General features: G+C 70.4%; 21 protein-coding genes and 1 riboswitch. Of the genes, 15 read left to right on the forward strand and 6 right to left on the reverse strand.

Translation table 11 applies throughout. The features are described from left to right. Window positions 1–148: 148 nt before the first annotated feature. Window positions 149–1,750 carry an alpha/beta hydrolase gene (locus AC0680_RS19710; protein WP_478630291.1) on the reverse strand — a complete coding sequence of 534 codons (1,602 nt, stop codon included), beginning with the start codon at window positions 1,748–1,750 and terminating at the stop codon, window positions 149–151. Between the two features lie 474 nt (window positions 1,751–2,224). Here AC0680_RS19710 and AC0680_RS19715 point away from each other — a divergent pair, with 474 nt between their 5' ends. Then, complete coding sequence (locus AC0680_RS19715; protein WP_478630294.1) at window positions 2,225–2,584, forward strand: hypothetical protein; 360 nt, start codon at window positions 2,225–2,227, stop codon at window positions 2,582–2,584. Between the two features lie 133 nt (window positions 2,585–2,717). Here the strand turns inward: AC0680_RS19715 and AC0680_RS19720 are convergent, their stop codons facing one another. Further along, window positions 2,718–3,977, reverse strand: coding sequence for a pyridoxal phosphate-dependent aminotransferase (locus tag AC0680_RS19720; RefSeq protein ID WP_478630296.1), 1,260 nt, complete (start codon window positions 3,975–3,977; stop codon window positions 2,718–2,720). A 227-nt stretch (window positions 3,978–4,204) separates the two neighbouring features. Then, a complete protein-coding gene (locus AC0680_RS19725; RefSeq protein WP_478630298.1) occupies window positions 4,205–6,052 on the reverse strand; it encodes a PIG-L family deacetylase in 1,848 nt (615 codons plus the stop codon). Between the two features lie 332 nt (window positions 6,053–6,384). Then, window positions 6,385–6,493, forward strand: a riboswitch (SAM riboswitch). Between the two features lie 348 nt (window positions 6,494–6,841). On the opposite strand from AC0680_RS19725, the gene AC0680_RS19730 reads away from it, so the two are divergent. The 14 genes from AC0680_RS19730 (at window position 6,842) to AC0680_RS19795 (ending at window position 21,349) form a co-directional block, all read left to right on the forward strand. Continuing rightward, entirely contained in the window at window positions 6,842–7,924 is a 1,083-nt protein-coding gene (locus tag AC0680_RS19730) for an amino acid ABC transporter permease (protein WP_478630300.1), read from the forward strand. Further along, the gene (locus AC0680_RS19735) at window positions 7,921–8,844 is read left to right on the forward strand and encodes an amino acid ABC transporter ATP-binding protein (protein WP_478630302.1); all 924 of its coding nucleotides are present in this window, start codon (window positions 7,921–7,923) and stop codon (window positions 8,842–8,844) included. The genes AC0680_RS19730 and AC0680_RS19735 overlap by 4 nt, the downstream gene beginning before the upstream one ends. Window positions 8,845–8,948: 104 nt before the next feature. Further along, window positions 8,949–9,974 carry an ABC transporter substrate-binding protein gene (locus AC0680_RS19740; RefSeq protein WP_478630304.1) on the forward strand — a complete coding sequence of 342 codons (1,026 nt, stop codon included), beginning with the start codon at window positions 8,949–8,951 and terminating at the stop codon, window positions 9,972–9,974. A gap of 145 nt (window positions 9,975–10,119) precedes the next feature. Next, a complete protein-coding gene (locus tag AC0680_RS19745) occupies window positions 10,120–10,857 on the forward strand; it encodes a GNAT family N-acetyltransferase (protein WP_478630306.1) in 738 nt (245 codons plus the stop codon). A gap of 49 nt (window positions 10,858–10,906) precedes the next feature. Next, window positions 10,907–11,443, forward strand: coding sequence for a flavin reductase family protein (locus AC0680_RS19750; protein WP_478630308.1), 537 nt, complete (start codon window positions 10,907–10,909; stop codon window positions 11,441–11,443). A 151-nt stretch (window positions 11,444–11,594) separates the two neighbouring features. Further along, entirely contained in the window at window positions 11,595–12,851 is a 1,257-nt protein-coding gene (locus AC0680_RS19755) for an LLM class flavin-dependent oxidoreductase (RefSeq protein ID WP_478630311.1), read from the forward strand. 18 nt (window positions 12,852–12,869) lie between these two features. Then, window positions 12,870–14,261 carry an NtaA/DmoA family FMN-dependent monooxygenase gene (locus AC0680_RS19760; RefSeq protein ID WP_478630313.1) on the forward strand — a complete coding sequence of 464 codons (1,392 nt, stop codon included), beginning with the start codon at window positions 12,870–12,872 and terminating at the stop codon, window positions 14,259–14,261. Next, on the forward strand, window positions 14,258–15,385 hold the full coding sequence (locus AC0680_RS19765; protein WP_478630315.1) for an LLM class flavin-dependent oxidoreductase: 1,128 nt from the start codon (window positions 14,258–14,260) through the stop codon (window positions 15,383–15,385). Before AC0680_RS19760 ends, AC0680_RS19765 begins: the two co-directional genes overlap by 4 nt. Before the next feature lie 233 nt (window positions 15,386–15,618). After that, the gene (locus AC0680_RS19770) at window positions 15,619–15,702 is read left to right on the forward strand and encodes a putative leader peptide (protein WP_478630518.1); all 84 of its coding nucleotides are present in this window, start codon (window positions 15,619–15,621) and stop codon (window positions 15,700–15,702) included. 327 nt (window positions 15,703–16,029) lie between these two features. Further along, on the forward strand, window positions 16,030–17,127 hold the full coding sequence (locus AC0680_RS19775) for an ABC transporter substrate-binding protein (RefSeq protein WP_478630316.1): 1,098 nt from the start codon (window positions 16,030–16,032) through the stop codon (window positions 17,125–17,127). A 3-nt stretch (window positions 17,128–17,130) separates the two neighbouring features. Beyond that, window positions 17,131–17,982: an ABC transporter ATP-binding protein gene (locus AC0680_RS19780; RefSeq protein ID WP_478630317.1), complete on the forward strand. Its 852-nt coding sequence runs from the start codon at window positions 17,131–17,133 to the stop codon at window positions 17,980–17,982. Then, a complete protein-coding gene (locus AC0680_RS19785; RefSeq protein WP_478630319.1) occupies window positions 17,979–18,911 on the forward strand; it encodes an ABC transporter permease in 933 nt (310 codons plus the stop codon). Before AC0680_RS19780 ends, AC0680_RS19785 begins: the two co-directional genes overlap by 4 nt. 43 nt (window positions 18,912–18,954) lie before the next feature. Continuing rightward, entirely contained in the window at window positions 18,955–20,322 is a 1,368-nt protein-coding gene (locus tag AC0680_RS19790) for an LLM class flavin-dependent oxidoreductase (protein WP_478630322.1), read from the forward strand. Between the two features lie 127 nt (window positions 20,323–20,449). Continuing rightward, window positions 20,450–21,349, forward strand: a complete 900-nt coding sequence (locus tag AC0680_RS19795) for a TauD/TfdA dioxygenase family protein (RefSeq protein WP_478630324.1) — start codon at window positions 20,450–20,452, stop codon at window positions 21,347–21,349. Between the two features lie 24 nt (window positions 21,350–21,373). Here the strand turns inward: AC0680_RS19795 and AC0680_RS19800 are convergent, their stop codons facing one another. The 3 genes from AC0680_RS19800 to AC0680_RS19810 form a co-directional block, all read right to left on the reverse strand. Continuing rightward, complete coding sequence (locus AC0680_RS19800; protein WP_478630326.1) at window positions 21,374–22,525, reverse strand: FAD-dependent oxidoreductase; 1,152 nt, start codon at window positions 22,523–22,525, stop codon at window positions 21,374–21,376. 139 nt (window positions 22,526–22,664) lie between these two features. Then, window positions 22,665–23,075 carry a MarR family winged helix-turn-helix transcriptional regulator gene (locus AC0680_RS19805; RefSeq protein ID WP_478630328.1) on the reverse strand — a complete coding sequence of 137 codons (411 nt, stop codon included), beginning with the start codon at window positions 23,073–23,075 and terminating at the stop codon, window positions 22,665–22,667. An 18-nt stretch (window positions 23,076–23,093) separates the two neighbouring features. After that, window positions 23,094–24,497, reverse strand: coding sequence for an MFS transporter (locus AC0680_RS19810; protein ID WP_478630331.1), 1,404 nt, complete (start codon window positions 24,495–24,497; stop codon window positions 23,094–23,096). Between the last annotated feature and the right edge of the window lie 8 nt (window positions 24,498–24,505).

Raw genomic sequence — 24,505 nt, forward strand, 5'->3', positions numbered from 1 at the left:
GCAACCCCCCCCCCCCCCGGCCCCCCCCCCCCCCCCCCCCCCCCCCCCCCCCCCCCCCCCCCCCCCCCCCCCCCCCCCCCCCCCCCCCCCCCCCCCCCCCCCCGGCGCGCGAACCGATCGCGCACATCACCCGGCCGGCAGCCACACGTCAGCGCGGGCAGTCAGCGGCCCTGTCCGGCAGCTTTCCCTCGACGAGATAGCTGTCGACGGCACGGTCGGTGCACGTGGACGGATCCTCCGAGGCGTACGCGCCGTGTCCCTGGCCCCTGCGTACGAGCAGCGAGCTGTTGTCCAACTGCCGGTGCACCGACCGCGCGTTCGCCAGCGGCGTCAGTGGATCGTCGGTGTACGACACCAGCAGCACCGGTGCGGCCCCGGATGCCTTGATCGGCTCGACCGTACCGGTGGGGGCGATCGGCCACGTCGCGCAGTCGATCATCTGCCAGGCGTAGTAGCGCCCGAAGAGCGGCGACTGCCTGGCGAACGCGTCGGCGGTGTCGAGCATCTCCTTCGGGGACTTCGGCGCGGACGGGGAGTCCAGGCACAGCACCGCCGGCATGATCGAGGACTCGTTCTCCTCGGCCCGTTCCTCCTGCGGTGTCAGCTCCTGACCACCGCTCTCGCCGGACATCTCGGCATCGAGGCGATCGAAGGCCCTCCCGTCCCCCTTCAGAGCGGCCACCAGCGCCTTGGTCAGGCCCTTCCAGCTCTCCTCGGTCGTCACGGCCGTCGCCAGATACGCGGACAAGGTGGCGTCGGTGAACTCCTCGCCGTCGGCCCCGCGCAGCGGCTCCCGCTCCAGTTTCCTGCCGAGCTCGGTGAGCCTGCGCAGAATCTCCCCGGCCGTGGCTCCCAGCCGGTCGTCCCCGCGGGCGACGAGGTCCTGGGCGTACCGCCGCATCGCGTCATCGGCGGTCTTGACGTCGAGCCGGGCGACCTGCCGCATGTCGGCGGCGGGGTTGACGACACCGTCGAGCACCATCCGGCCCACCTTGCCGGGGAACAGCTTCATGTACTGCTGGCCGATGAACGTGCCGTAGGAGACGCCGGTGTAGTTCAGTTTGGCGTCCCCCAGGACCGTACGCAGTACATCCAGGTCGCGTGCGACGCTCACGCTGTCCATGTGCGCGAGGACAGCGCCGCTCGCCTTCCGGCAAGCCTGGGCGCGCCTGGTCGCATCGGCGAACGTCTTCTGTGCCTCCGGTACGGTGCGCGGCGGGTTCTCGGGCCCCTGCGCCACGCCCGCGGGGCACTTGATCTGCCCGGAACCGGCTATGCCTCGTGGGTCGAAGCCGACCAGGTCGTAGCGGGCACGAGCCTGTCCGCCGGCCTGCCAGTTCCCGTTGGCCACGTCGGAGGCGCCGCCCGCGCCGGGCCCGCCGGGGTTGAAGAACAGTGACCCCAGCCGACGACTGTGGTCCTTGGCCGGAACCCGCGACACCCGCAGCTTGACGGTCTCCCCGTTCGGGGCGGCGTAGTCGACAGGTACCTTCACCCAGCCGCACTGCGCGCCGGGCACCGCGTCGGGGGTGACGTCCACGCCACAGGCCGCCCAGTGGACCTTCTGCTGCGTGAAGTGTGCGGGCAGCGCCGGGACGGACGTGTTCAGGCCCTTGACGTCGTCGGGCTGGGACGCGGCGACGCCGCTGACACCGCAGACCGTCACCACCAGCGTGGCGGCTGCCAGTGCCGCACCGGCGGTCAAGGGTATGGACTTGCGGGGAATGGGCATCACCGTTCTCGCTCTCATCGCTCCCCCTGGGAAGCATGCGCCCGGACGGGACCGGCCCGCTATCGGCTCCGTCACAGTCGTGGCGGTGGGTATACGCAGCGCTGTGGGGCAATCGCGCACCGCAATCGCCGGGGCGGTGGGCGGTGTCCGGTAGCGGCGAGGGCCGGGCGGCGGTGTCGCGGTGGTCCTCGGCCGGGGTCACGGTGAGTGGTGCTGGAGGAACCCGTTCGTGACGGGCCGGTGCCGTCGGGCGGGGCATGGCGGTCCGGAGTGAGCGGCCGGCACCGCGCGGCGTCCCACGTCGGCGTCCTGGCTGGGGCTGTTCGCGCTGGTCAGCGGGTGGGACGTCCCAGGACTGCGGCAGTTGCGCGGTGGGGATGGCCATCGCGGTGGTCTGCCTCGCACGCTCGACGGCGTAGCTCGGGTGGCGTGCCCCGCCGCCCTCCCTCACGTCAGGGAACACCGGAGCACCAGAGGAAAGGACTCCGCGTCATGAGGAACGCGCTCCGTAAGCGTCTCGCACTGGCCGCCGCCGCGGCGGCGCTCGGCGGTGGGCTCGCCCTGCCGGCCGGGCCCGCGGTGGCCGCGCCCGCACAGGTGGGCCCCGGCGGCCGCGCCACCACAGAGGTCACGGAGGGCGCGGGCATCCTGGGCACCGCCCCGGCCTGCGTCCGGCGGGACGTCATCAAGCACGAGAAGAAGGTGACGGTGGGGAACGACTGCGGCCGGGCCATGCATCTGAAGGTGGTCATCGACTGGGGGCCCGACTCGCGGTGTCTGACCTACCAGCACGGCGAGGCCTGGACCTGGCACTGGGGGAGGGGCTCCTACGGCAAGGTCGTCACCTGCTGAGCCTTCCCCCGGCACCGCGGTCCACGGCGGGAACGGATCGGCGGAACGGGCGCGGCACCGAGCCCCGGCTCCGCGGACACCTCGCGCCGCGGCACGCCCTCCGTGGACCGCGTCGGTACGTCGTGCCGCCTGCTCAGCCGAGCTTCTTCAGCGCTGCGCCGATCCGCTCCACCGCCTGCACGACCTTGTCCTGGCCGTACGCGGTGAAGCACAGCCGGAAGTAACCGGGGGAGGGGCAGAACAGCGTCTGCCCCGGCAGCAGCTGCACCTGCGCCTCCTTCTCCAGGTACGCACGCAGCTTCTCCTCCCGGTCGTCGATCTCCGGGAACACCGGCAACCACGCGCCGCCGTGCGCCACCGCCGGAACCTTGCCGAGATACTTCTGGAGGTCCAGGAAGAAGAACTGGGCCGCGTTGTCGGTGTTGTTGCTCAGGAAGGGGACGCCCGCCGTGCTCAGCGCCTTCTTCACCGCCTCGTAACTCGCGGTCAGTCGCTCCGGATACACGGTGTGCATCAGCTGCTCGGGGTACCAGGGCCCCTTGTCCGCACCCCTACGGAACAGCTTTCCCACGATCACGTTCTTGAGCGAGTCCAGCGGGCTGAACCACGACATCTCCTTGAGCCCCTTGCCACCCCGCATCGCCTTGCGGACGTACGCGGAGCGGGAGAGGACGAAGCCCGTCCGGAAGCCCGAGAGGCCGAAGTCCTTGGCCAGGCCCCAGACGACGTGGACACGGTCCTGGTGCTGGGGGTAGAGGCCGAGGGAGAACGCGCTGTGGAAGCCGGGCTTGGCCTCGGCGACCTGGCTGTGCGCGTACATCTCGTCCGAGATGATGTGCATGTCGGTCTTCGTCAGCGCCCAGGTGTAGATGCTCTCCAGCAGCTCCTTGCTGTAGTTGGCCCCCAGCGGGTTGTTGGGGTTGGTCAGGACGAGCAGCTTGGGGTGGGGGTGTGCGTTGTCGTACGCGTCCTGGAGGGCCTTCAGCGTCAGCTGGAACGGGTGGGCGCCCGTCACCGGCAGTGGGGCGAACACGCACCGGAGGCCGGGCCGTTGCTCGAAGCACCACTTGAAGCCCTGCCAGGAGGGGGCGGGCAGCAGCACCCGGTCGCCCGGTTCGAGCACCTCGCCTTGTTCGAGGGCGAAGGCCAGGCACTCCAGTGCTCCGGAGACTCCCGCGGTGGCGTAGATGTCGTCGGCCTCGACGATTGGTGACATCGTCTGCTTGAGCAGTCGCGCGATGTGCTGCCGCAGCTCGTCCGTGCCGTACGACCTCTTGTAGCGGATGTCCTCCGGGCCGATCTCCGGGTTCTTGAAGACGTCCTCCTTCAGCGAGTCGTAGAGGAGGACGTTCTCCGCGACGGCCAGATTCAGTACCGGTGCCGGCAGCGACACATGGTGGAGGGCGAGTCGCTCTTCGGGGTCGGTGATCCCGTACAGGATGGCGGCAGCGTTCTCTGAGACGTCGTCGGTGGCAGTGATGGCCGTGGCCCCTTCCAGCGCGTGTACCCCCTGCGGCCCGGAGTGTCCGCTTTGGTCGGTTATCCGTGGCGTACCAGCGGGAAACGGTGCCTCAGACGAAGTCACCCGGGCAGATCAACGCGACGCTGCCGGAGGAGGCCTCAGGGGGTCTGGCTCGGCGGGTTGCGGGGGCCGCCCGCGAGGGGGACACCCGTGCGGCGGGCCTGCTCGACGGAGGCCCGGGACTTCGCGCTCCGCGCCGCGTCCTGGGGGATCTCGGCGGGACGTGTCGGACGCCCGGGCGGCGGGACGTATCCGGGCAGGCGCAGGGTGCGCCACACGTAGGGGTCGGCCTGGGCGCTGCCGTAGGGGGACCAGGCCAGGCGGGTCTTGCCGGTCTTGTCCTGGGTGTCGGAGTCGTAGAGGAGCACGTTGGCGGTGAGGCGATCAGGATCGGCCGGGGCGGGCAGATCGGCGAGCGGGATCCTCGCTTCGACCGAGTAGCCCTTGTACGGGTCGGTGTCGACGGAGGCCACGGCCATACCAGGGGCGTTGCGGTTCGCCGGCCCCTGGCGGTTGTCTCCGTCCCGCTCGGCGCAGGGGACCTTGCCGCCCTTGGTGAAGGGGAGGACGCCGGCCTTGAAGGTGGTCGAGGTGTCGTCGGAGCGGCCCTGGGGGTCGAGGTCGATCTCGACGGCGTCGGTGCGCCAGTGGCGTTTGCAGTCGCCGGCGGCGTCCAGCGCATAGCCCTTGATGTCGTCCGTGACGTGGACGATGGCGTAGAGGTCGTCGCCGTGGCGGGAGAATTCGACGGCGGCCGCGCAGTCCCTTTCGCCCTTGCACTCCTCTCCCTCCCAGTGCTGCAGCTCCAGCTTCGGACCCGGGTATTCGCCCGGGCCGGCCACCCCGTCCACGACGGGAGTCTTGGCGACTTCAGGAATGTCGGTGGAGGAGTGGGCGGGGTAGGAGGGCTGGGCGTCATTGGCCAGCCACGGCATCTTCATCCGCCGCGCCCAGTCACGGAAACCCGCGTACAGCGGGCGCAGCCCGGACTGCTCGCGCACCGCGGGTGCCGGCGGATTGCTGCGGTCGGCCAGGACGGTGAACCATTCGCAGGGCAGCCGCTCCCGCTTGGTCTCGACCGTGTGCGGCAGTGAGCCGAATCCCTGGGTGACGTAGTCGCGGGCCGCGTCCCGTTCGATCTGGGCCCACGTCCTACCCGGGTTCTTGGTGGACCGCGTGCCGGTCCACACGCCCACGACGGGCAGTCCGGTGTGCGGATCCCTGGACTTCGCCGTGGCGCAGGCGGCACCTACGGGCCCCTTGAAGCCCCAGCTCTGGGCCAGCAGTTGGGAAGGCTTCCACACCGCGTACTTCTCCCCGTCGATCTGCTCGGGGAACGCGTTGCGATCGCCGGCGAGACGGAACGCCTCGACGGCGAGGCGACCGGCCTCCTGGTGGCTGCCGTGCTGGTTGAACGGGCGCGGGTCCATGGTCACCACTTTGTGCGGGGTGGTCGCCCGGATCAGCCGGACCAGCCGCGAGAGGGTGTCCGTCGGGGGCTGCGGTGCTCGGTTCCAGATGGTGGTGGTCAGAGGGGCGGACAGTGTGTACCAGAAGTCCGGCTTGTCGAGGTAGAAGACATTGCGGATACCGGCCCGCCCGACGGCCTTGCGTTCCTCGTCCTCACGGATCATGCCGAGATCGGCGCCCTCCTGGTCGCCGGAGGCGTTCCCGCCGCCCTCGCCCCGGGTGACGGTCACCACGCCGGTGCTCAGCCCCGGGTTCTCCCCCCACTGTCCGAACGTGGCCAGGGACTGGAACTCGTCATCCGGATGGGCTCCGATGAACAGCACATCGGTGTGCGCCGGATCCGCCTTCGTGGAGGAAGCGGCCCGTGTCTCCGGCCCGCTCCCTGTCGCACAGGCGGTCGCGATGAGCGCGCTACCGACCAGGCCGAGCACGCAGAACGCGGCCGGCAGGGCAGGCCGAGGCTTCGATCCCGTCAAGAGGCCATCCTTGTCTTTGGAGACGCACGATGACAGGACGTGTGACGTGCGCGGCGATGATCAGCGACAGGGGCAGCCTGCCCCGAACAGCAGCAATCGGCTTCCTCCCTTCGCCCGAACAGGGGTGAGCCGATCCGCTGCTTCGGCAAGGGGAGGGAGGGGGACCCTGCCTGACGGGGTGTGACATGGCTGTGCGCGTTCCGCTGCATCCCGCGAGGATTCTCCCGACTCGGTTTTGCCGTCAGGACTCTCCCGACTCGGTTTTGTCGTCCCACAGGTCGGGCAGGCTTTGACAATCATGTCCGAGGTCTGTCTAACTTACGCCGTAGATCGGTCATGAGCGTCAGCGACAAGCCCTGGCTTGCTGACCGGCAACCCTCGCACCGCGGTGGGGTGCCCCAGGTGACGACCGGACCGGAAGACTTTCGGTAAGCGCGAGGCCCGCACGGGCCAGAACAGTGATGGTGACGGAAATGTACGCAGCCTTCGGGACGGCCGCATGGCGGCGCCGTGGCTGCCTGCTGCTGTGCGCCAACCGGTCGGTCGATCTGCTCCGCGTCAACAGCGCACTGTGTACCGGCAGCTGAGCTGCACCTGCCGTGCCGTCTGCCAAGACTGACGGCTGACGGTTCGCTGCATCTGTGACGCCCACCGCTGTCGCGGTGTGCTCCTTTCCTTCCCAGCCCCCGTTCCGCGCCTCCCTGCGCATCGTCACGCAGAGCCCCTCCGGGGCCGCCGTGCCGTTGCCGCATCCGTGGTCCGGGGTGTCCGAATTCGCTGGAGCCCTCCATGAGTGAATCCCCCGGCGCTGCGGTATCCCTTGCCTCAGCGCCTCCTGCCGAGGAGATCCCCGAACCCTCCTCCGCACCTCGTCCGGTACGGCCTTCCGAGGCCGGACCTTCCGAAGCCGGACCTTCCGAGGCCGAACGGCCGGGTGCCGACGACACCGCACCGCGGCCACCGGCGGCACAGCGGGTGCTGCCGCTGCGCAGACCGGGCCGCTGGATCGCCACGGCGATCGTGCTGGTGCTGGTCGCCCAGGTCGTCCACGGACTGGTGACCAACCCCTTCTACCAGTGGGACCGCTTCCAGTACTGGTTCCTGCGCCCGACGATCCTCGACGGTCTGCTCATCACCCTCGAAGTGACCGCGTACAGCGCCGTGCTCGGTCTCCTCGGCGGCATCCTCATCGCCCTGGGCAGGCTCTCCCGGAGCCCGGTGCTGCGGGCGGTCAGCTGGACCTACACCTGGCTGTTCCGTTCGGTCCCGCTGATCGTGGTGCTGCTGTTCCTCTACAACTTCAGCGCGCTGTACAAGACGCTGAGCCTCGGGGTTCCGTTCGGTCCCGCCTTCTTCACGTTCGACGAGTCCCGGCTCGCCACCGACATCGTCGTCGCGGTCGTCGGACTCAGCCTGAACGAGGCGGCGTACGCGTCCGAGGTGGTGCGCAGCGGCATCCTCGCGGTCGACCAGGGGCAGCACGAGGCGGCATCGGCACTCGGCCTGCCGAAGGGCTACCAGTTCACGAGGATCGTCTTTCCGCAGGCCCTGCGCTCCATCACCCCGAACTACGTCAATCTGCTGATCAACCTGATCAAGAGCACCTCGCTCGTCTTCTACGTCTCGCTGCTCGATCTGTTCGGCTCCGTGCAGAGCATGGGCAGCACCTACCCCGGTGACATCGTCCCGCTGCTGCTGGTCGCCACCGTCTGGTACCTGCTCCTCACGAGTGCCGTCTCCGTCGTCCAGTTCTACGTCGAGCGGTACTTCTCCCGGGGCGCGACGCGCATCCTGCCGCCGACGCCGTTGCAGAAGTTGCGGACCGGTCTGCGTGATCTGCGGGCCCGAGCGCGGAGGGAGACAGCGATATGACCACCCAGACCACCGAGGTCTCCCGGACGCCAGGGGCCGGTGACACCACCCGGGCCGCCAAGGCCGTCGAGACCCCCAGGACCACTGAGGCCGTCGAGACCACTGAGACCGGCGAGGTACGACCGGCCGCCGTCGAGGTCCACGACGTGCACAAGTGGTACGGGGCCCACCGGGTCCTGGACGGCGTCGAGTTGACCGTGCGGCCCGGTGAGGTCACCGTGATCCTCGGGCCGTCGGGGTCCGGCAAGTCCACGCTGCTGCGGGTGATCAACCACCTGGAGAAGCCCGAGGTCGGGTACGTCAGTGTGAACGGCGAGCCGATCGGTGTGCGCGGGCTCGGCGAGCGCGGCAAGACGGGGGTCACCCCGGCGGAAGGCCGGGGGAGGCTCAAGGAGCTGAGCGAGCGGGCCATCCTGGCCCAGCGCAGCCGGATCGGCTTCGTCTTCCAGAACTTCAACCTCTTCCCGCACCTGACCGCGCTGGACAACGTGGCTGCCGCTCCCGTGGCCACCGGGAAGCTGACCAGGCCCGAGGCGCAGGAGCTGGCCCGTGAACTGCTCGGCCGGGTGGGCCTGGCCGACAAGGTCGGCGCCCATCCACGGCAGTTGTCGGGCGGCCAGCAGCAGCGGGTCGCCATCGCACGCGCCCTCGCCCTGCGGCCGGGGGTCATCCTCTTCGACGAACCCACCTCCGCGCTCGATCCCGAACTGGTCGGCGAAGTCCTGGCCGTCATCAAGGACCTGGCCACCAGCGGGACCACCCTGATCATCGTCACCCACGAGATCGGCTTCGCCCGTGAGGTCGCCGACCAGATCGTCTTCCTCGACGAGGGCCGGATCGTCGAACAGGGCCCGCCCACCGAGGTGCTGGACCAGCCGAAGCACGAGCGGACCAGGGATTTCTTGAGCAAGGTGCTCTGACCCCGCCGTTCGTCCCACTGCCGCGGCCCCGCCGTGGCTCGCCCCCACACCACCGAAGAACCCACACCACACCGCCACCGCCACTCACCGAACCAAGGACAGCCATGCGCATCCGCAGCCTCCGCAGCCGACTCCTCCGCGGCCTCACCACGGGCACCGCCGTCGCCACCCTCGCCACCGGCATCTCCGCCTGCGGGGGCAACAGCGACGCGGCCGGCAGGTCCGACAGCAGGCCGTCCGGGACGGTCGCCGTGGGCGCCCTCTCCAACGGAGCCGGCAAGGAGACCGACCTCAAGGTCTCCGAGGTCAAGTCCATCAGTGCCAAGCTGCCTCGGCCGATCGCCAAGAAGGGCAAGCTGGTCATCGGCGTCGGCGCCCTGCCGGCCGGCTTCCCGCCGCTGGCCTTCGTGGGCGACGACCAGAAGACCCTCACCGGAGCCGAACCGGACTTCGGCCGGCTGGTGGCCGCGGTCCTCGGGCTGAAGCCCGAGCTGAAGAACTCGACCTGGGAGAACATGTTCGTCGGCATCGACAGCGGCCGGGTCGACGCGGCCTTCTCCAACGTCACCGACACCGAGGAGCGCAAGAAGAAGTACGAGTTCGCCACCTACCGGCAGGACAACCTGGGGTTCGAGGTGCCCAAGAAGAGCACCTGGAACTTCGACGGCGACTACCGGAACCTGGCCGGCAGGACGTTCTCGGTGAGCCGGGGCACCAACCAGGAGAAGATCCTGCTGGAGTGGAAGGCGAAGCTGAAGAACGAGGGCAAGGACCTCACCGTCAAGTACTACCCGGACGCCAACAGTGTCTACCTGGCGCTGAACAGCGGGAAGATCGACGCCCACTTCGGCCCCAACCCCGGAATCGCGTACCACATCACCCGGACGGCGAGGACCCCCAACGCGACGCGTAGTGCGGGCAAGTTCTCCGGGGCCGGCGCAAAGCTCCAGGGGTTGATCGCGGCGACCTCGAAGAAGGGCAGCGGGCTGGCCGAGCCGGTCTCCGAGGCGATCAACTACCTGATCGAGCACGGCCAGTACGCCAAGTGGCTGGCCGCCTGGAACCTCTCCAACGAGGCGGTCAAGACCTCCCAGGTCAACCCGCCCGGCCTGCCGCTCGAGAACTCCTGATCAACGCTCGCACGGGTCTTTGCCGCCCGGGACGCCGGCGCCACGTCGGAGTCCCGGGCGCACCGAACCGCCATGTCCGCCACGGATGACACCGATGTCACGAATCCCACGGATGCCACGGATTCCACGGAGCCCTCTCACCACCATGTCCACCAGCGTCTCTCCTTCCCCCGCGCAGAGCCCGGCAGAACCGCACGTCCTGGACAACGCCGTATGGGCCGCGCTGACCGGGCCGCATGCTCGGTTCGCCGAGCGCCTCGGCCGCGCTGCCCGCTACCCCCTGGACGTGTGCCCCTTCACCGCCCTCGCCGACCCGGCCGATCCGGAGGCCTGGGAGGACCTGGCCGCGTTGGTCGGCCCGGACACCGCCACCGCCGTCACGGGCGCGCGCGCCGCCCCCGACGGATGGGACACCGTGGAGAGCGGGCAGGGCGTCCAACTGGTCGACACCGGGCTGGACGCCGAACCGGCCCCCGAAGCGGTGCGCCTCGGACCGGAAGACATCCCCGAGATCCTGGACCTGATCGCCCTGACCAGGCCGGGCCCCTTCCTGCCCCGCACCGTCGAACTCGGCACCTACCTCGGCATCCGGCACCGGGGAGCGCTCATCGCCATGGCGGGGGAGCGCGTGCGTCCGCCGGGCTGGACCGAGATCAGCGCGGTCTGCACCCACCCGGCACACCGGGGACAGGGCCTGGCCACACGACTGGTCCGGGCGGTGGCGGCCGGGATCCGGGAGCGCGGGGACACCCCCTTCCTCCACACCCACGCCGGCAACACCACCGCCATCCGCCTCTACGAGTCGATCGGCTTCACCCTGCGCCATCGCACGAACTTCCTGCTGGTGCGCACCCCGGACGGTCGTCCGGCACCGACGCCGTGAACAGGCAGCCGCCCTGCCCGCCCACGCCCAGACGCCGAAGGGAACCGACATGATCACCTCCGAGAACCGTCCCGCACGAACCTCCGCGGGCGCTGCCGCCGACGACATCCTCCGCCGCACCCTGCGGCGCCACGCAGCCGGAGTCACGGTGATCACCGTGCCGGGCCCGGCCGGCTTCACGGCCACCTCCTTCACCTCCGTATCGCTGCGGCCGCCCCTCGTGTCCTTCTGCCTGAGCCTGGGCGCCTCGACCGCGCCGGCCGTGCGCGCGGCGGACCGGTTCGCCGTCCACCTCCTCGGCACCCAGAACGCCGAAGTGGCACGGCAGTTCGCGCTCAGTGGCACCGACCGGTTCCAGGGCGTCGACTGGACCGAGCACGCGGACGGCCTGCCCGTCCTCGCCGACGTACCCGTCTGGCTCATTGCCAGGGTGACGCTGCGTCAGCCCGTCGGCGACCATCTGCTGGTCGTCGGCGAGGTCGAGACCGGCGAGGTGCGTCAGGACGCGACGGCACTGGTGCACCACGACGGGGCCTTCGCCGCGGCCCGTCCACTGCTCCCACCACCGATCCGTCGCGCTTCATGACCAGCGCGACGATCACCCCGATCACTCTGATCACCACGCTCACTCTGATTACCCCGATCACCACGCCCATCCCGCTCACGACGAGATGAGCCCGCTCCCGGTACACGAGCCCACTCCCGGTACTCACGACCCTTCAGGAAGGCGCCCCATCGTGTCCTCATCCCCCTCCTCCCCGCCCTCTTCGGCCCGTTCCTCCGCTCCGCTGCACCTGGCCGTCGCGCTCGACGGCGCGGGCTGGCACCCTGCCGCCTGGCGCGAGCCGGTGGCCCGGCCCCGGGACCTGTTCACCGCCGGCTACTGGGCCGACCTCGTTGCCGAGGCCGAACGCGGGCTGCTCGACTTCGTGACGATCGAGGACTCGCTCGGACCACAGTCCTCGCACTTCCTGGAACCGGACGGGCGTACCGACCAGGTGCGCGGACGGCTCGACGCCGTCCTCATCGCCGCCCGCGTCGCCCCGCTGACCCGGCACATAGGACTCGTGCCGACCGTGGTGGCCACCCACACCGAGCCGTTCCACCTCTCCAAGGCGATCGCCACCCTCGACTACGTGAGCACCGGTCGAGCGGGCCTGCGCGTGCAGGTGACGGCGCGCCCGAACGAGGCCGCGCACTTCGGCCGCCGTACGTTCCCCCGGTTCGAGCTCGGGGACCTCGACACCCCGACCGTACGGGACCTGACGACCGACCTCCTCGACGAGGCGGCCGACTACGTCGAAGCGGTGCGCCGGCTGTGGGACAGCTGGGAGGACGACGCGGAGATCCGGGACGTGGCCACCGGCCGCTTCATCGACCGCGACAAGCTGCACTACATCGACTTCGAGGGCAGGCACTTCAGCGTCAAGGGCCCCTCGATCACACCCCGGCCGCCGCAGGGCCAGCCCCTGGTGAGCGCGCTGGCGCACGAGAACGCCACCGGTGCCCCGTTCCGGCTGGTGGCCCGCTCCGCCGACGTCGGGTACCTCACGCCGCACGACACGGACCAGGCGCGCGCCGTTGTCGCCGCGGTGCGGGCCGAACAGGACGCGGCGGGGCGTGCGGACGAGCCGCTGCGCCTGTTCGGCGATCTGGTGGTGTTCCTGGACGACACTCCGGCCGCCGCGAAGGCCCGCCGGGACCGTCTCGACGCCCTCGCGGGACACGCCTACACCAGCGACGCCCGGATCTTCACCGGCACGCCCGCCCAACTCGCCGATCTGCTGCTGGAGGTGAGCAAGGCCGGACTGTCCGGCTTCCGGCTGCGCCCCGCCGTCCTGGGACACGACCTTCCCGCGATCACCAGGGGCCTGGTCCCCGAACTCCAGAGCCGAGGCGCCTTCCGGCGCGCCTACGAGGCCGGAACCCTGCGCGGGCTGCTCGGACTCGCCCGCCCCGCCAACCGCTACGCCACCGCCACCGCCACCGCCTGAGCCGGAGGGACTTAACGAATGAGCACGTCGTCAACGGACAAGCCGCTCAAGCAGATCCACCTCGCGGCACACTTCCCGGGCGTCAACAACACCACGGTGTGGAGCGACCCCGAGGCCGGCAGCCACATCGAGTTCAGCTCCTTCGCGCACTTCGCGCGGACCGCCGAACGAGCCAAGTTCGACTTCCTGTTCCTCGCCGAGGGGCTGCGGCTGCGCGAGCAGGGCGGAAGGCTCTACGACCTCGACGTGGTGGGACGGCCCGACACCTTCACCGTCCTCACCGCACTCGCGGCCGTCACCGAACGCCTCGGTCTGACCGGCACCATCAACTCCACCTTCAACGAGCCCTACGAGGTCGCCCGCCAGTTCGCCAGCCTCGACCACCTGTCGGGCGGGCGCGCCGCCTGGAACGTGGTCACCTCCTGGGACGCCTTCACCGGCGAGAACTTCCGCCGCGGTGGCTTCCTGCCACAGGAGGAGCGCTACACCCGGGCCGAGGAGTTCCTGACCACGGCCCACGAGCTGTTCGACTCCTGGCGCGGCGACGAGATCATCGCCGACCAGGCGACCGGCACCTTCCTGCGCGACGCCAAGGCCGGAGCCTTCGTCCATCAGGGCGAGCAGTTCGACATCAGCGGACAGTTCAACGTCCCGCGCGGCCCCCAGGGACGCCCGGTGATCTTCCAGGCCGGAGAGTCCGACGAGGGGCGCGAGTTCGCGGCCTCCAGCGCCGACGCGATCTTCAGCCGGTACAGCAAGCTGGAGGAGGGGCAGGCCTTCTACCAGGACGTCAAGGGCCGCCTCGCCCGTTACGGGCGCAGGCCCGACCAGCTGCTGATCCTGCCCGCCGCGACGTTCGTGCTCGGCGACACCGACGCCGAGGCCCGGGAACTCGCCCACGAGGTACGCAGACAGCAGGTCAGCGGCGCGACCGCGATCAAGTACCTGGAGCACATCTGGAACCGGGACCTGTCCGCGTACGACCCGGAGGGCCCGCTGCCCGAGGTCGACCCGGTCCCCGGCGAGAACACCATCGCCCTCGGCCGGGCCAGCGTACGGCAGTTCCGTGACCCGTTCGCCGTCGCCAAGGAGTGGCGCGAGCGAGCCGAGGCGAAGAACCTCTCCATCCGCGAGCTGGTCATCGAGACCACCACCCGCCAGTCCTTCATCGGCTCCCCGGCCACCGTCGCCGAGAGCATCGACGAACTCGTCCAGGCGGACGCCGCCGACGGTTTCATCCTCGTCCCGCACATCACCCCCGGCGGCCTGGACGTCTTCGCCGACACCGTGGTCCCGCTGCTCCAGGAGCGCGGAGTGTTCCGCACGGAGTACGAGGGCACCACCCTGCGCGACCACCTCGGCCTGGACCACCCGGACACCGGGGCGCCGGCCCGGCGGGAGGCCTCATGAGCAGCACACCCCTCGGCGTCCTCGACCTGGTCCCGATCACGTCCGGCTCCACGGCCACCGAAGCGCTCCGCAACTCCATCGACCTGGCCCGGCAGGCCGAGCGCTTCGGCTACGCCCGCTACTGGTTCGCCGAACACCACCTCAATCCGGGCGTGGCGGGCACCTCACCCGCCGTCGTCCTCGCCCTGACCGCGTCCGCGACATCGACGATCCGGCTCGGCTCCGGCGCCGTGCAGCTCGGTCACCGCACCGCTCTGTCCACGGTCGAGGAGTTCGGTCTGATCGACGCGCTGCACCCCGGGCGGCTCGATCTGGGCCTCGGACGCTCCGGCGGCCGCCCCGCCGGACCGCCCGCCGCCCCGCTGCCGACCGCGACGCCCGTCGTCGACGGACGCGCCCCCAACGGGCTGCGGATCCCGGAGCGCTTCTCCTTCGCGCACCTGCTGGGCTCGCCCAGGATCGCCCTCCAGCGCAGGCTGCTTCAGCAGCCGGGCGCCGAGTCCCAGGACTACGGCGAGCAGGTCGACGACATCCTCGCGCTGCTGGCCGGCACCTACCGGTCCGCGGACGGCATCGAGGCGCACGTCATCCCGGGGGAGGGCGCCGACGTGGAGGTGTGGATCCTGGGGAGCAGCGGCGGACAGAGCGCCGAGGTCGCCGGCCGCAACGGTCTGCGGTTCACGGCGAACTACCACGTCAGCCCGGCCACCGTGCTGGAGGCGGCGGAGGGCTACCGGGCCGCGTTCCAGCCCTCCGACGTGCTCGACAAGCCGTACCTGAGCGTCTCGGCCGATGTCGTCGTCGCCGAGGACGACGAGACCGCCCGCGCACTCGCCACCGGCTACGGCCTCTGGGTCCGCAGCATCCGCACCGCCGAGGGCGCGATCGAGTTCCCCACGCCCGAGCAGGCTCGCTCCCATGCGTGGACCGAGGCCGACAGGGGGCTGGTCGCCGACCGCGTCGAGACCCAGTTCGTCGGCTCCCCGGGCCGGGTGGCCGACCAACTGGAGCGGCTGCAGGAGGCCACCGGAGCCGACGAACTGCTCGTCACCACCATCACGCACGGCCATGCCGACCGGGTGCGGTCCTACGAGCTGCTGGCCGAGGAGTGGCAGCGCAGATGAGTGGGCGCCCGTGCGCGGTGGGGAGGTCACCCGGAGGTCACCCGGCGGCCGCCCCACCGCGGACGGGCCTGGCGGATTCCAGCCGGTCCAGCCGCGCCGACCCGTGTCCACAGGGGCTTTCTGTGACTGCTTTTGTGAACGAAATGCTGCGTGTACGTGGCGGGAGAATCAGATGGTGAGACAAGGGCTGTTGCGTCATTGACGTGGCTGAATTTCGCTGCCAGCCTCGCAGTGTGAGTCTTTTGCAGAACTTCACCGCACGCCTGCACGTCGATCTGCGACGCCAGGCCAGTGCCATCTGTGCCGCTGGCCGCTAGAGCTGCCGACGGCCGCTGGAGCTGCCGCTCAGCGTCAGTTCCTGAGCGACCCCTGATCCCGGTGCACCCGCTCGCCCGGGAATTCCCCGTCGCCTGGTGATTCTCGCCGCGTCCCCACCCGGAATCCGCGGAATTCGGTGCGCGAGCCGCTTTGTTTCACCCCGCCCTTCGTATTTCCCATTTCGGTTTCGTGTCGCGGGCCGGTATTGAGCCCCGCCGGAATCGGGACGGCGGTTCCGGCCGCCGCACACCCTCTCCCGGCGTCCGCGACAGCACGCCGTACGCGTACCGCCGTGCTCCACCCACCGATGTGAACAGGACCCTTCCATGAGCTCCTTCAGCACGCTGACGACCCCATCGAACCGACGACAGTTCCTCACCCTGCTGGGCCTCTCGGCGGTCGCGGTCAGCTGCGGCGCCGGGGGCGGCGGCTCGGCCGAGGACCAGACCAAGACCCTGCGGTACCAGGGCTGGGCGGGGTCCGTCATCCTGCCCGAACTGGCCGAGGACCTCGGCTTCCTGGAGGACGTGAAGCTGAAGTGGGTCGGCAACACGATCAGCGGGCCGCAGGACATCCAGTCGGCGGCCACCGGACAGGTCGACTTCGGCGGCGCGTTCAACGGAGCCGTCGTCAAACTCGCCGCGAGAAAGGCGCCCATCACGGCGGTCATCAGCTACTACGGCGTCGACAAGGCCGCCTACAACGGCTTCTACGTCCTCAAGGACAGCCCGCTCCATTCGGCCCGTGACCTGATCGGCAAGAAGGTCGGGATGAACACGCTCGGCGCCCACTCCGAGGCGATGCTCGACATCTACCTGCAACGCCACGGCCTGTCGCGGGCGGACATCAAGAAGGTCGAGCCGTTGGTGGTGCCCCCGGTCAACACCGAGCAGTCGCTGCGGCAGCAGCAGATCCAGGTCGGCGTCCTCGGCGACATCCTGCGGGACAAGGCCCTGCAGTCCGGCGGCATCAGGCCGCTGTTCACCGACCACCAGTTGCTCGGCGACTTCTCCGCCGGCACGTATGTGGTCAACGACCGCTTCCTGAAGCAGAACCCCGACACCGCGCGCACCTTCGTCACGGGCATCGCGCGCGCCATCGAATGGGCCCGCGCCACACCGCGCGAAAAGGTCATCGAGCGGCAGATCCAGATCGTCAAGAAGCGTGGCCGCAACGAGGACACCGCTCCGCTGAAGTACTGGAAGTCCTTCGGCGTCGCCGAGACCGGCGGGCGCATCACCGACAAGGACCTCCAACTGTGGATCGACTGGCTCGCCGAACGCGGTGACATCGACAAGGGCGAGGTCAAGGCGTCGGACCTCTACACCAACGAGTTCAACGCGTACAGCCGCAAGGACGACCGGAAGAACCATCCGAATGACACGTCGTCCGCGGCCGAGCCGACCTCCAAGAGCGGGAGCTGACCCATGTCCGGATCCGCCACACCGAAGATCGAGTTCGAGCAGGTACGCAAGGTCTTTCCCGCCAAGAGGGGGAGGGCCCAGCGACGCGGCTCGGCGCACGGGGACGGTGAGTTCACCGCCCTGGACGGCGTCGACCTGCGGATCGACGCCGGGGAGTTCGTCGTCGTGGTCGGCCCCAGCGGATGCGGCAAGTCCACGCTCCTGGACCTGCTGGGCGGGCTCGCCCGGCCGACCGACGGACGGATCCTCCTGGACGGGGAGCCCGTGACCGGGCCCGGTCTGGACCGCGGGATCGTCTTCCAGCAGTACGCCCTGCTGCCCTGGCGCACCGCCCTGGGCAACGTCGAGTTCGGCCTGGAGGCGACCGGCGTGCCACGGCGCGAGCGCGCCGCGCGTGCCCGCGAGTACCTGGACCTGGTCGGGCTCTCCGGATTCGAGCACCGTCACCCGCACGAGCTGTCCGGCGGTATGCGCCAGCGCGTGGCCATCGCCCGCTCCCTCGCCTACGACCCAGACGTCCTGCTGATGGACGAGCCGTTCGCCGCGTTGGACGCCCAGACCCGGGAGTCGCTCCAGGACGAGCTGCTGCGCATCTGGCAGCGCACCGGCAAGACCGTCGTCTTCATCACCCACGGCATCGAGGAGGCCGTCTACCTGGGGCAACGGGTGGCCGTCATGACCTCCAGGCCCGGTCGCATCAAGCAGGTGGTGCCGATCGGCTTCGACTCCCGCACCGCGACGGACGACCTGCGGTCCAGCCCCGAGTTCGCACGGTACCGACACGAGATCTGGACGCTGCTGCACGACGAGGTGACCAGGACCCAGCTGCTGGAGAAGGAAGAGGTCTCCGTATGAGTCTCGCAAGTGGTTCGAGCACCCGACGCACGGCCCTGGAGGACCGCACGGCTCCGGATGAACTCGCCGCGCCGACCGCCGGCACCCTGGCGGAGCCCACCGAGAAGCCCGCGACCGCCCCGAGCAGGCCGCGGCTCCACCGTGCTCCGGTGGTGCCGCGCATCCTGCGCGCGGCACTGACCGGCGCCACCAAGTCCGCGGCGATCGTCGCCCTGCTGCTGGCCTGGGAGCTGGCGCCCCGCTTCGGCCTGGTGGACCGGACCTTCCTGCCGCCCTTCAGCGAGGTCGCCCAGGCATGGTGGGAACTCGTGGCCAACGGCCAGCTCGCCGACAACGCACAGGCGAGCCTGGTGCGTTCGTTCAGCGGATTCGGCATAGCCGTCGCGGTGTCCGTACCGCTGGGCCTGCTCATCGGCTGGTACCGACCCGTCGCCGATCTCCTCAACCCCTTGCTGCAGGTCTTTCTCAACACCGCGGCCCTCGCCCTGCTGCCGGTGTTCGTCCTCCTCCTCGGCATCGGGGAGACGTCGAAGATCTCCATCGTGGTGTACGCGTGCGCCTGGCCGATCCTGTTCAACACCATCAGCGCGGTACGCACCGTCGACCCCACCCTGCTGAGGCTGGCCAAGTCCATGGACCTGTCCGCCCCGCGGCTGTTCCAGAAGGTGATCCTGCCGGCCTCGGTGCCGACGATCTTCACCGGAATCCGGCTGGCCGGGGCGGTGTCCATCGTCGTCCTGGTCGCCGCCGAGATGATCGGCGCCAAGGCCGGCCTCGGCTATCTGATCAACGCGTCCCAGTACAACTTCGCCATTCCGCAGATGTACGCCGGCATCGTCACGATCTCCGTCATCGGCGTGGCCTTCAACCAGCTGCTGGTGGCCGTGGAGAAGCGGCTCAGCTCGTGGCGCGTCCCCACGACGAGCTGACGCCCCTCATCGCCCCCGCGCAAGGAACCCGGAAGGATCCTCCATGCCCGCAACCAGCACCCATGGTCCCCGCCACCTTCACCTCAACGCCTTCCTGATGAACGCCGGCCACCACGACGCCGCCTGGCGCCATCCGCGCACCCAGCCCGAATGCGTCACCGACCGGCGCTACTTCCAGCACCTCGCGCAGACCGCCGAACGCGGCAAGCTCGACTCGGTCTTCCTCGCCGACGGCCTGGCCCTGTGGGGCAAGGTCCAGCACAACGTGCTCGGTGGCTTCGAACCGCTCACCCTCCTTTCGGCCCTGGCGACGGCGACCGAGCGCATCGGCCTGATCGCCACCGTCTCCACCACCTTCAACGAGCCCTTCCACACCGCCCGGAAGTTCGCCTCCCTCGACCACCTCAGCGGCGGGCGCGCCGGCTGGAACATCGTCACCTCCGGCACGGTCGACGAGGCCCGCAACTTCGGGCAGGACGAACACCTCGAACACGGCCTGCGCTACGACCGGGCGCGGGAGTTCGTCGACGTCGCCACCAAGCTGTGGGACAGCTGGGCGGACGACGCGGTCCTGATCGACCGCGAGCGCGGGATCTACGCGGACCCCGACAGGGTCCGGCCCATCGATCACCGCGGCGAGCACTTCGCCGTACAGGGGCCGCTGAACGTGCCGCGCAGCCCGCAGGGGCACCCGCTGCTGGTGCAGGCCGGTTCTTCCGAGGACGGCAAGGACTTCGCCGCCCAGTACGCCGAGGCCGTGTTCACCGCACAGCAGACCCTCGCCGACGGGCAGGCCTTCTACAAGGACCTGAAGAACCGCCTCGCCCGCTACGGACGGTCCGAGGACGACCTGAAGATCCTGCCCGGCATCTGCCCGGTCATCGGCTCGACGGAGGCCAAGGCCCGCGCCTTCGAGCAGGAGCTGACCGATCTCCAGGTGCCGGAGTACGGACTCGCCCAGTTGTCGGGGATGCTCGGCACCGACCTGACCGGCCTGCCGTTGGACGGTCCGCTGCCCGTGCTGCCCGAGGAACGGGACATCAACGGCAACAAGAGCCGATTCACCCTGGTCGCCGAACTGGCCCGGCGCGACGGGCTGACCCTGCGCGAGCTGATCGCGCGCCTCGGCGGCGGGCGCGGCCATCGCGTCCTCGCCGGGACGCCGGAGCAGATCGCGGACCATCTCGAAGAGTGGTTCACCCAGGGAGCCGCCGACGGCTTCAACGTCATGCCGCCGCATCTGCCGGGCGGCCTGGAGGACTTCGTCGACCACGTGGTGCCGATCCTCCAGGAGCGCGGCCTGTTCCGCACCGAGTACACCGGCCGCACCCTGCGCGAGCACTACGGCCTGCCCCGCCCCGCGGGCCGGCTCGCCCCCTCGGTCGGCGCCGCCGAGGGACAGCCGGCATGACCGGGCCCGACCTCACCACGGACGTCCCGCCCCCTCCTGAGACCGCCGGATCCCGCGACCGCGAACTCCCGACCCGCCCACACTCCCAAACCTCCGACCTGCCGAAACTCCTGAAAGGAACCCACACATGAGCACCAACGCAGGCTTCGACGTCCGCCGGATCGGCGGACGCATCGGCGCCGAGGTCGTCGGCGTCGACCTCTCCGCCGACCACGACCCGGCGATCGTCGCCGAGATCAACGCGGCGCTGCTGGAACACAAGGCGCTGGTCTTCCGCGGCCAGCAGCTGGACGACGCCGGGCAGCTGCGCTTCGCCTCCCTCTTCGGCCGACTCACCACCGCCCACCCCACCGTCCCGTCCGTCGACGGGCAGCCCAACATCCTGCCCGTCGACGGGGACGAGGGAATCCGCGCCAACCACTGGCACACCGACGTCACCTTCGTCCGCACACCCCCGAAGGCATCGACGCTGCGCAGCATCGTCGTCCCGCCCTACGGCGGCAACACGCTGATCGCCAACTCGGCCGCGGCCTACCAGGACCTGCCCGAGGCGTTGCGCGAGCTGGCGGACCGGCTGTGGGCGGTGCACACCAACGACTACGACTACGCCGCCCCGAAGAACGACAAGGCGGCCGAGCACCGCAAGCAGTTCGTCTCGCGCAGGTACCGCACCGCGCACCCGGTGGTACGCGTGCACCCCGAGACGGGGGAGCGCGGCCTGTTCATCGGGGGCTTCGCGCAGACCATCGAGGGCCTCGGCCCCTCCGAGTCCCGGGATCTGCTGCGCATCTTCCAGTCCTACGTGACGCGGCCGGAGAACATCGTCCGGGTGGCCTGGACACCGGGTGACCTCGTCCTCTTCGACAACCGCAGCACCCAGCACTACGCCCCCGACGACTACGGCGACCTGCCGCGCCTGCTGCACCGGGTGACCGTCGCCGGGGACGCCCCGGTGGGCATCGACGGCACCTCCAGCCGTGCTCTCGAAGGCGGTGACGCGGACCACTACACACCAGCCGCGGCCTGAGGCCCGCGGTCCGGAAGGAGAGCATCAGTTCCGGGCTTGGTCGGCCGATCGGCCCTTGTCGGCGAACAGGTCGATCAGGCCCTGGGCTGTGTTGTCGTCGGAGTCGATCGCGGGGAGCTCGGCACCCTCATAGGTGACGACCTCGGTGCTGCGGAGGAGCATGGCCTGCTCGTACTCGCTGAGCGCGGCCTCGATGTCGTCGGGGTGCGCGGCGAGGGCCTTGCCGAGTTCGGCGCCGTCGAGCATGGCCAGGTTGGCGCCTTCGCCGTTCGGGGCCGCGAGGTGGGCGGCGTCGCCGAGCAGGGTCACCCCCGGCACCCGGTCCCACCGGTGCCCGGTCGGCAGGGCGTAGTGGGGGCGCAGGACCGGCTCGGTGTCGCCGTCGGTGATCAGCGCGGTGAGCTCCGGTGCCCAGGCGTCGAACTCCCCGGCGATCCGCGCCGTGGCCGCCGCGGCATCGGTGAAATCGATGGCGGCGAACCAGTCCAGCGGCCTGGACAGCGCCACGTAGGTGTGCAGGGTGTCGCCGCGTTCCCGGTGAGCGAAGATCTCCTTGCCCGGCGCGGGCGCCATCAGCATCCCGCCACCGACCGCTTTGGCGGCGGCCGGGTGCCGGGTGTCGGCGTCGAACAGGTAGGTCTCGACGAACGACGTGCCGGTGTACTCGGGTGTGGCGGTGGAGAGCAGCGGCCGGACCCGTGACCACGCGCCGTCCGCGCCGACCAGCAGACTGGTGACGACGCTGCCGCGGTCGGCGAACGCCACCTGATGGCACCCCTCGCCGAGGGCGCGGGTGCTGCTGACCTTGTGCCCCCATTGGACGGTGCCGGCCGGGAGCGCGTCGAGCAGGATCTGTCGCAGCTCGCCGCGCTGCACCTCGGGACGTCCCCCGGTGCCGTCGTCGGCTTGGTCGAGCAGCACGGTTCCGTCCCGGTCGAGGACCCGCATCGCCTGACGGCCCTCCAGGACGATGGCGTGGAACTCGTCCACCAGACCGGCCGCCTCGAGGGCGAGTTGCCCGTTGTAGTCGTGGATGTCGAGCATCCCGCCCTGCGAACGCGCGGCCGGGGAGGAATCCGCCTCGTAGACCGTCACCGGTATTCCGTGGACGTGCAGGACGCGGGCCAGCGTGAGTCCGCCGAGCCCCGCGCCGACGATCGTGACAGGGGTGTGCATGGTGGCTCCTCGGGATCTGAGCCGGCCGGTGGGCTCCGGCCGGCCGTCCCCAGAAAGGTGTCAGGCCCTGCCGACGGGCCGCCGACACCGGAGGGACAGCCCCTGATAGACGACCGACACCGCACCTCGGTCCCGACATCTACCGAGCCGAGCCCTCCAGGTTGCGGGTCATCCGTTCCAGGACGCTGACGGCGGTCCGGTACTCGTCACGGGGGATACCGGCCGTCGACAACTCACGGAAGGCGTGGACGCGTTCGGCGACGCGGGCGAGGCGGGTGCGGCCGTCTTCGGTCAGGGCGAGCCGGCCCGGCTCCGGGCGGGCGACCCAGCCGTCGGTGACGACCGTCTCGACGGCGGCGGTCAGACAGCCGGCGTCGGCGTTGGCGGCCAGAAGGGTCAGCACTTCGGTGTCGGTGGCCGTCGGATCGTCCTCGACGATGTTGAGGACCTGCCAGGCAATCCGGGTGAGGCCGAACTCGGCCAACATGGCGTTCATATGGCAGGTGAGAGCGTGGTCGGTGCGGTTGAGCCAGTAACCGATGGGCTTCATCTCGTGCTCCTGAGCGGGTCAGTGGTGCCGGGCCCGGGCGCGGCGAGGCAGTAGCCGTACGAGGGCGCAGCAGGCGAGGGTGGCCACGGCGACCACGGCGAGGCTGTGGACGGCCGCGGTCGCGGGGGCGCCGGCGGTGTGGAAGTAGACGGTGGTGATGGCCGCGGCGCCGATGCTGTTGGCGAGTTGTCCGACGGCGGAGAGGGCACCGCTGGCGCTGCCCGACTCCTTCGGGCCGACGTCGCCGAGGGTGACCTCGTACACGGTGCCGAAGCAGGTGCCGAGACCCAGGCCGGTGACGAACACCGGGGCGACGAGTGTCCACGTCGTCGGGCCGGTGGCGTGGAGCAGGGCGAGTAGCGACAGCGTGCCGGTCAGCGTGAGCAGCAGTCCGATGAGGATGAGCGTGCGGCCGAGGCGGGCCATCAGGCGGTGCGCGGCGATCGAGGCGACGATGATGCCGGCGGCGACCGGGGCGAGGCCGAGGGAGGTCTGGGTCGGGGTGCGGTGCAGCCCGTCCTGGAGGAAGAGGGAGAGCACGAGGAGCAGACCGGTGACCGCCGCGTTGAAGACGAGCCCGAGGATCAGGCCGGAGGTGAAGCCGCGGTTCTTCAGCAGCGAGGGTTCGATGAGCGGGCCGGCGGCGCTTCGTTGACGCCGGCAGAACAGCGCGAAGAGCAGGGCGCCGGCGGTGAGGGAGAGGAGCGGGACGAGGGTCCAGCCGTGGCTGGAGCCGTCGATCAGGCCGTAGAGCAGGCCGAGCATCGTGGCGGCGAGCAGTCCGGATCCCGGAACGTCGACGGTGACCGTCCGGTCGCCTGCGTCGCGGGGCAGCAGCCGGGCGGCCAGGGCGATCGCGAGGCCGCCGAGTGCGATGTTGATCAGGAACATGGAGCGCCAGCCGAAGCTGTCGATGAGCACCCCGGCGAGGACCGGGCCGCCGATCGCCGACAGGCCGAGGCAGGGGGCGAAGACGCCGAACGCCTTGCCGATCTCGTTCGGGGGGAAGACCGCGCCGAGGATGCCGAAGCCCTGGGGGATCACGAGGGCGCCGAAGGCTCCTTGGAGGAGGCGGAACCCGATGACGGAGGCGGGGCCCGCGGCCAGGCCGCAGGCGACGGACGCGAGCGTGAAGCCGGTCAGGCCGATCAGGAACAGGCGGCGGCGGCCGAACTTGTCGCCGAGCCTGCCGCCGACCACCAGCAGGACGCCCATGGCCAGCGCGTAACCGGCACCCAGCCACTGGACGAGGGTGTCCCCGCCGTGCAGGTCGTCGGCGATGGTCGGGGCGGCGACATTGGTGATCGTGGCGTCGAGGAGGTCGAGGACCGCGGCGAAGAGGACGACGGCGAGGACGGCCCATCGTCGGCGGTCGGTCTTGTTCTGCGGGGTGGCGGGGGCCTGGTTCAAGGCCGTGGACATGGAATTCC

The sequence above is a fragment of the Streptomyces sp. NPDC043738 genome, assembly GCF_056436545.1.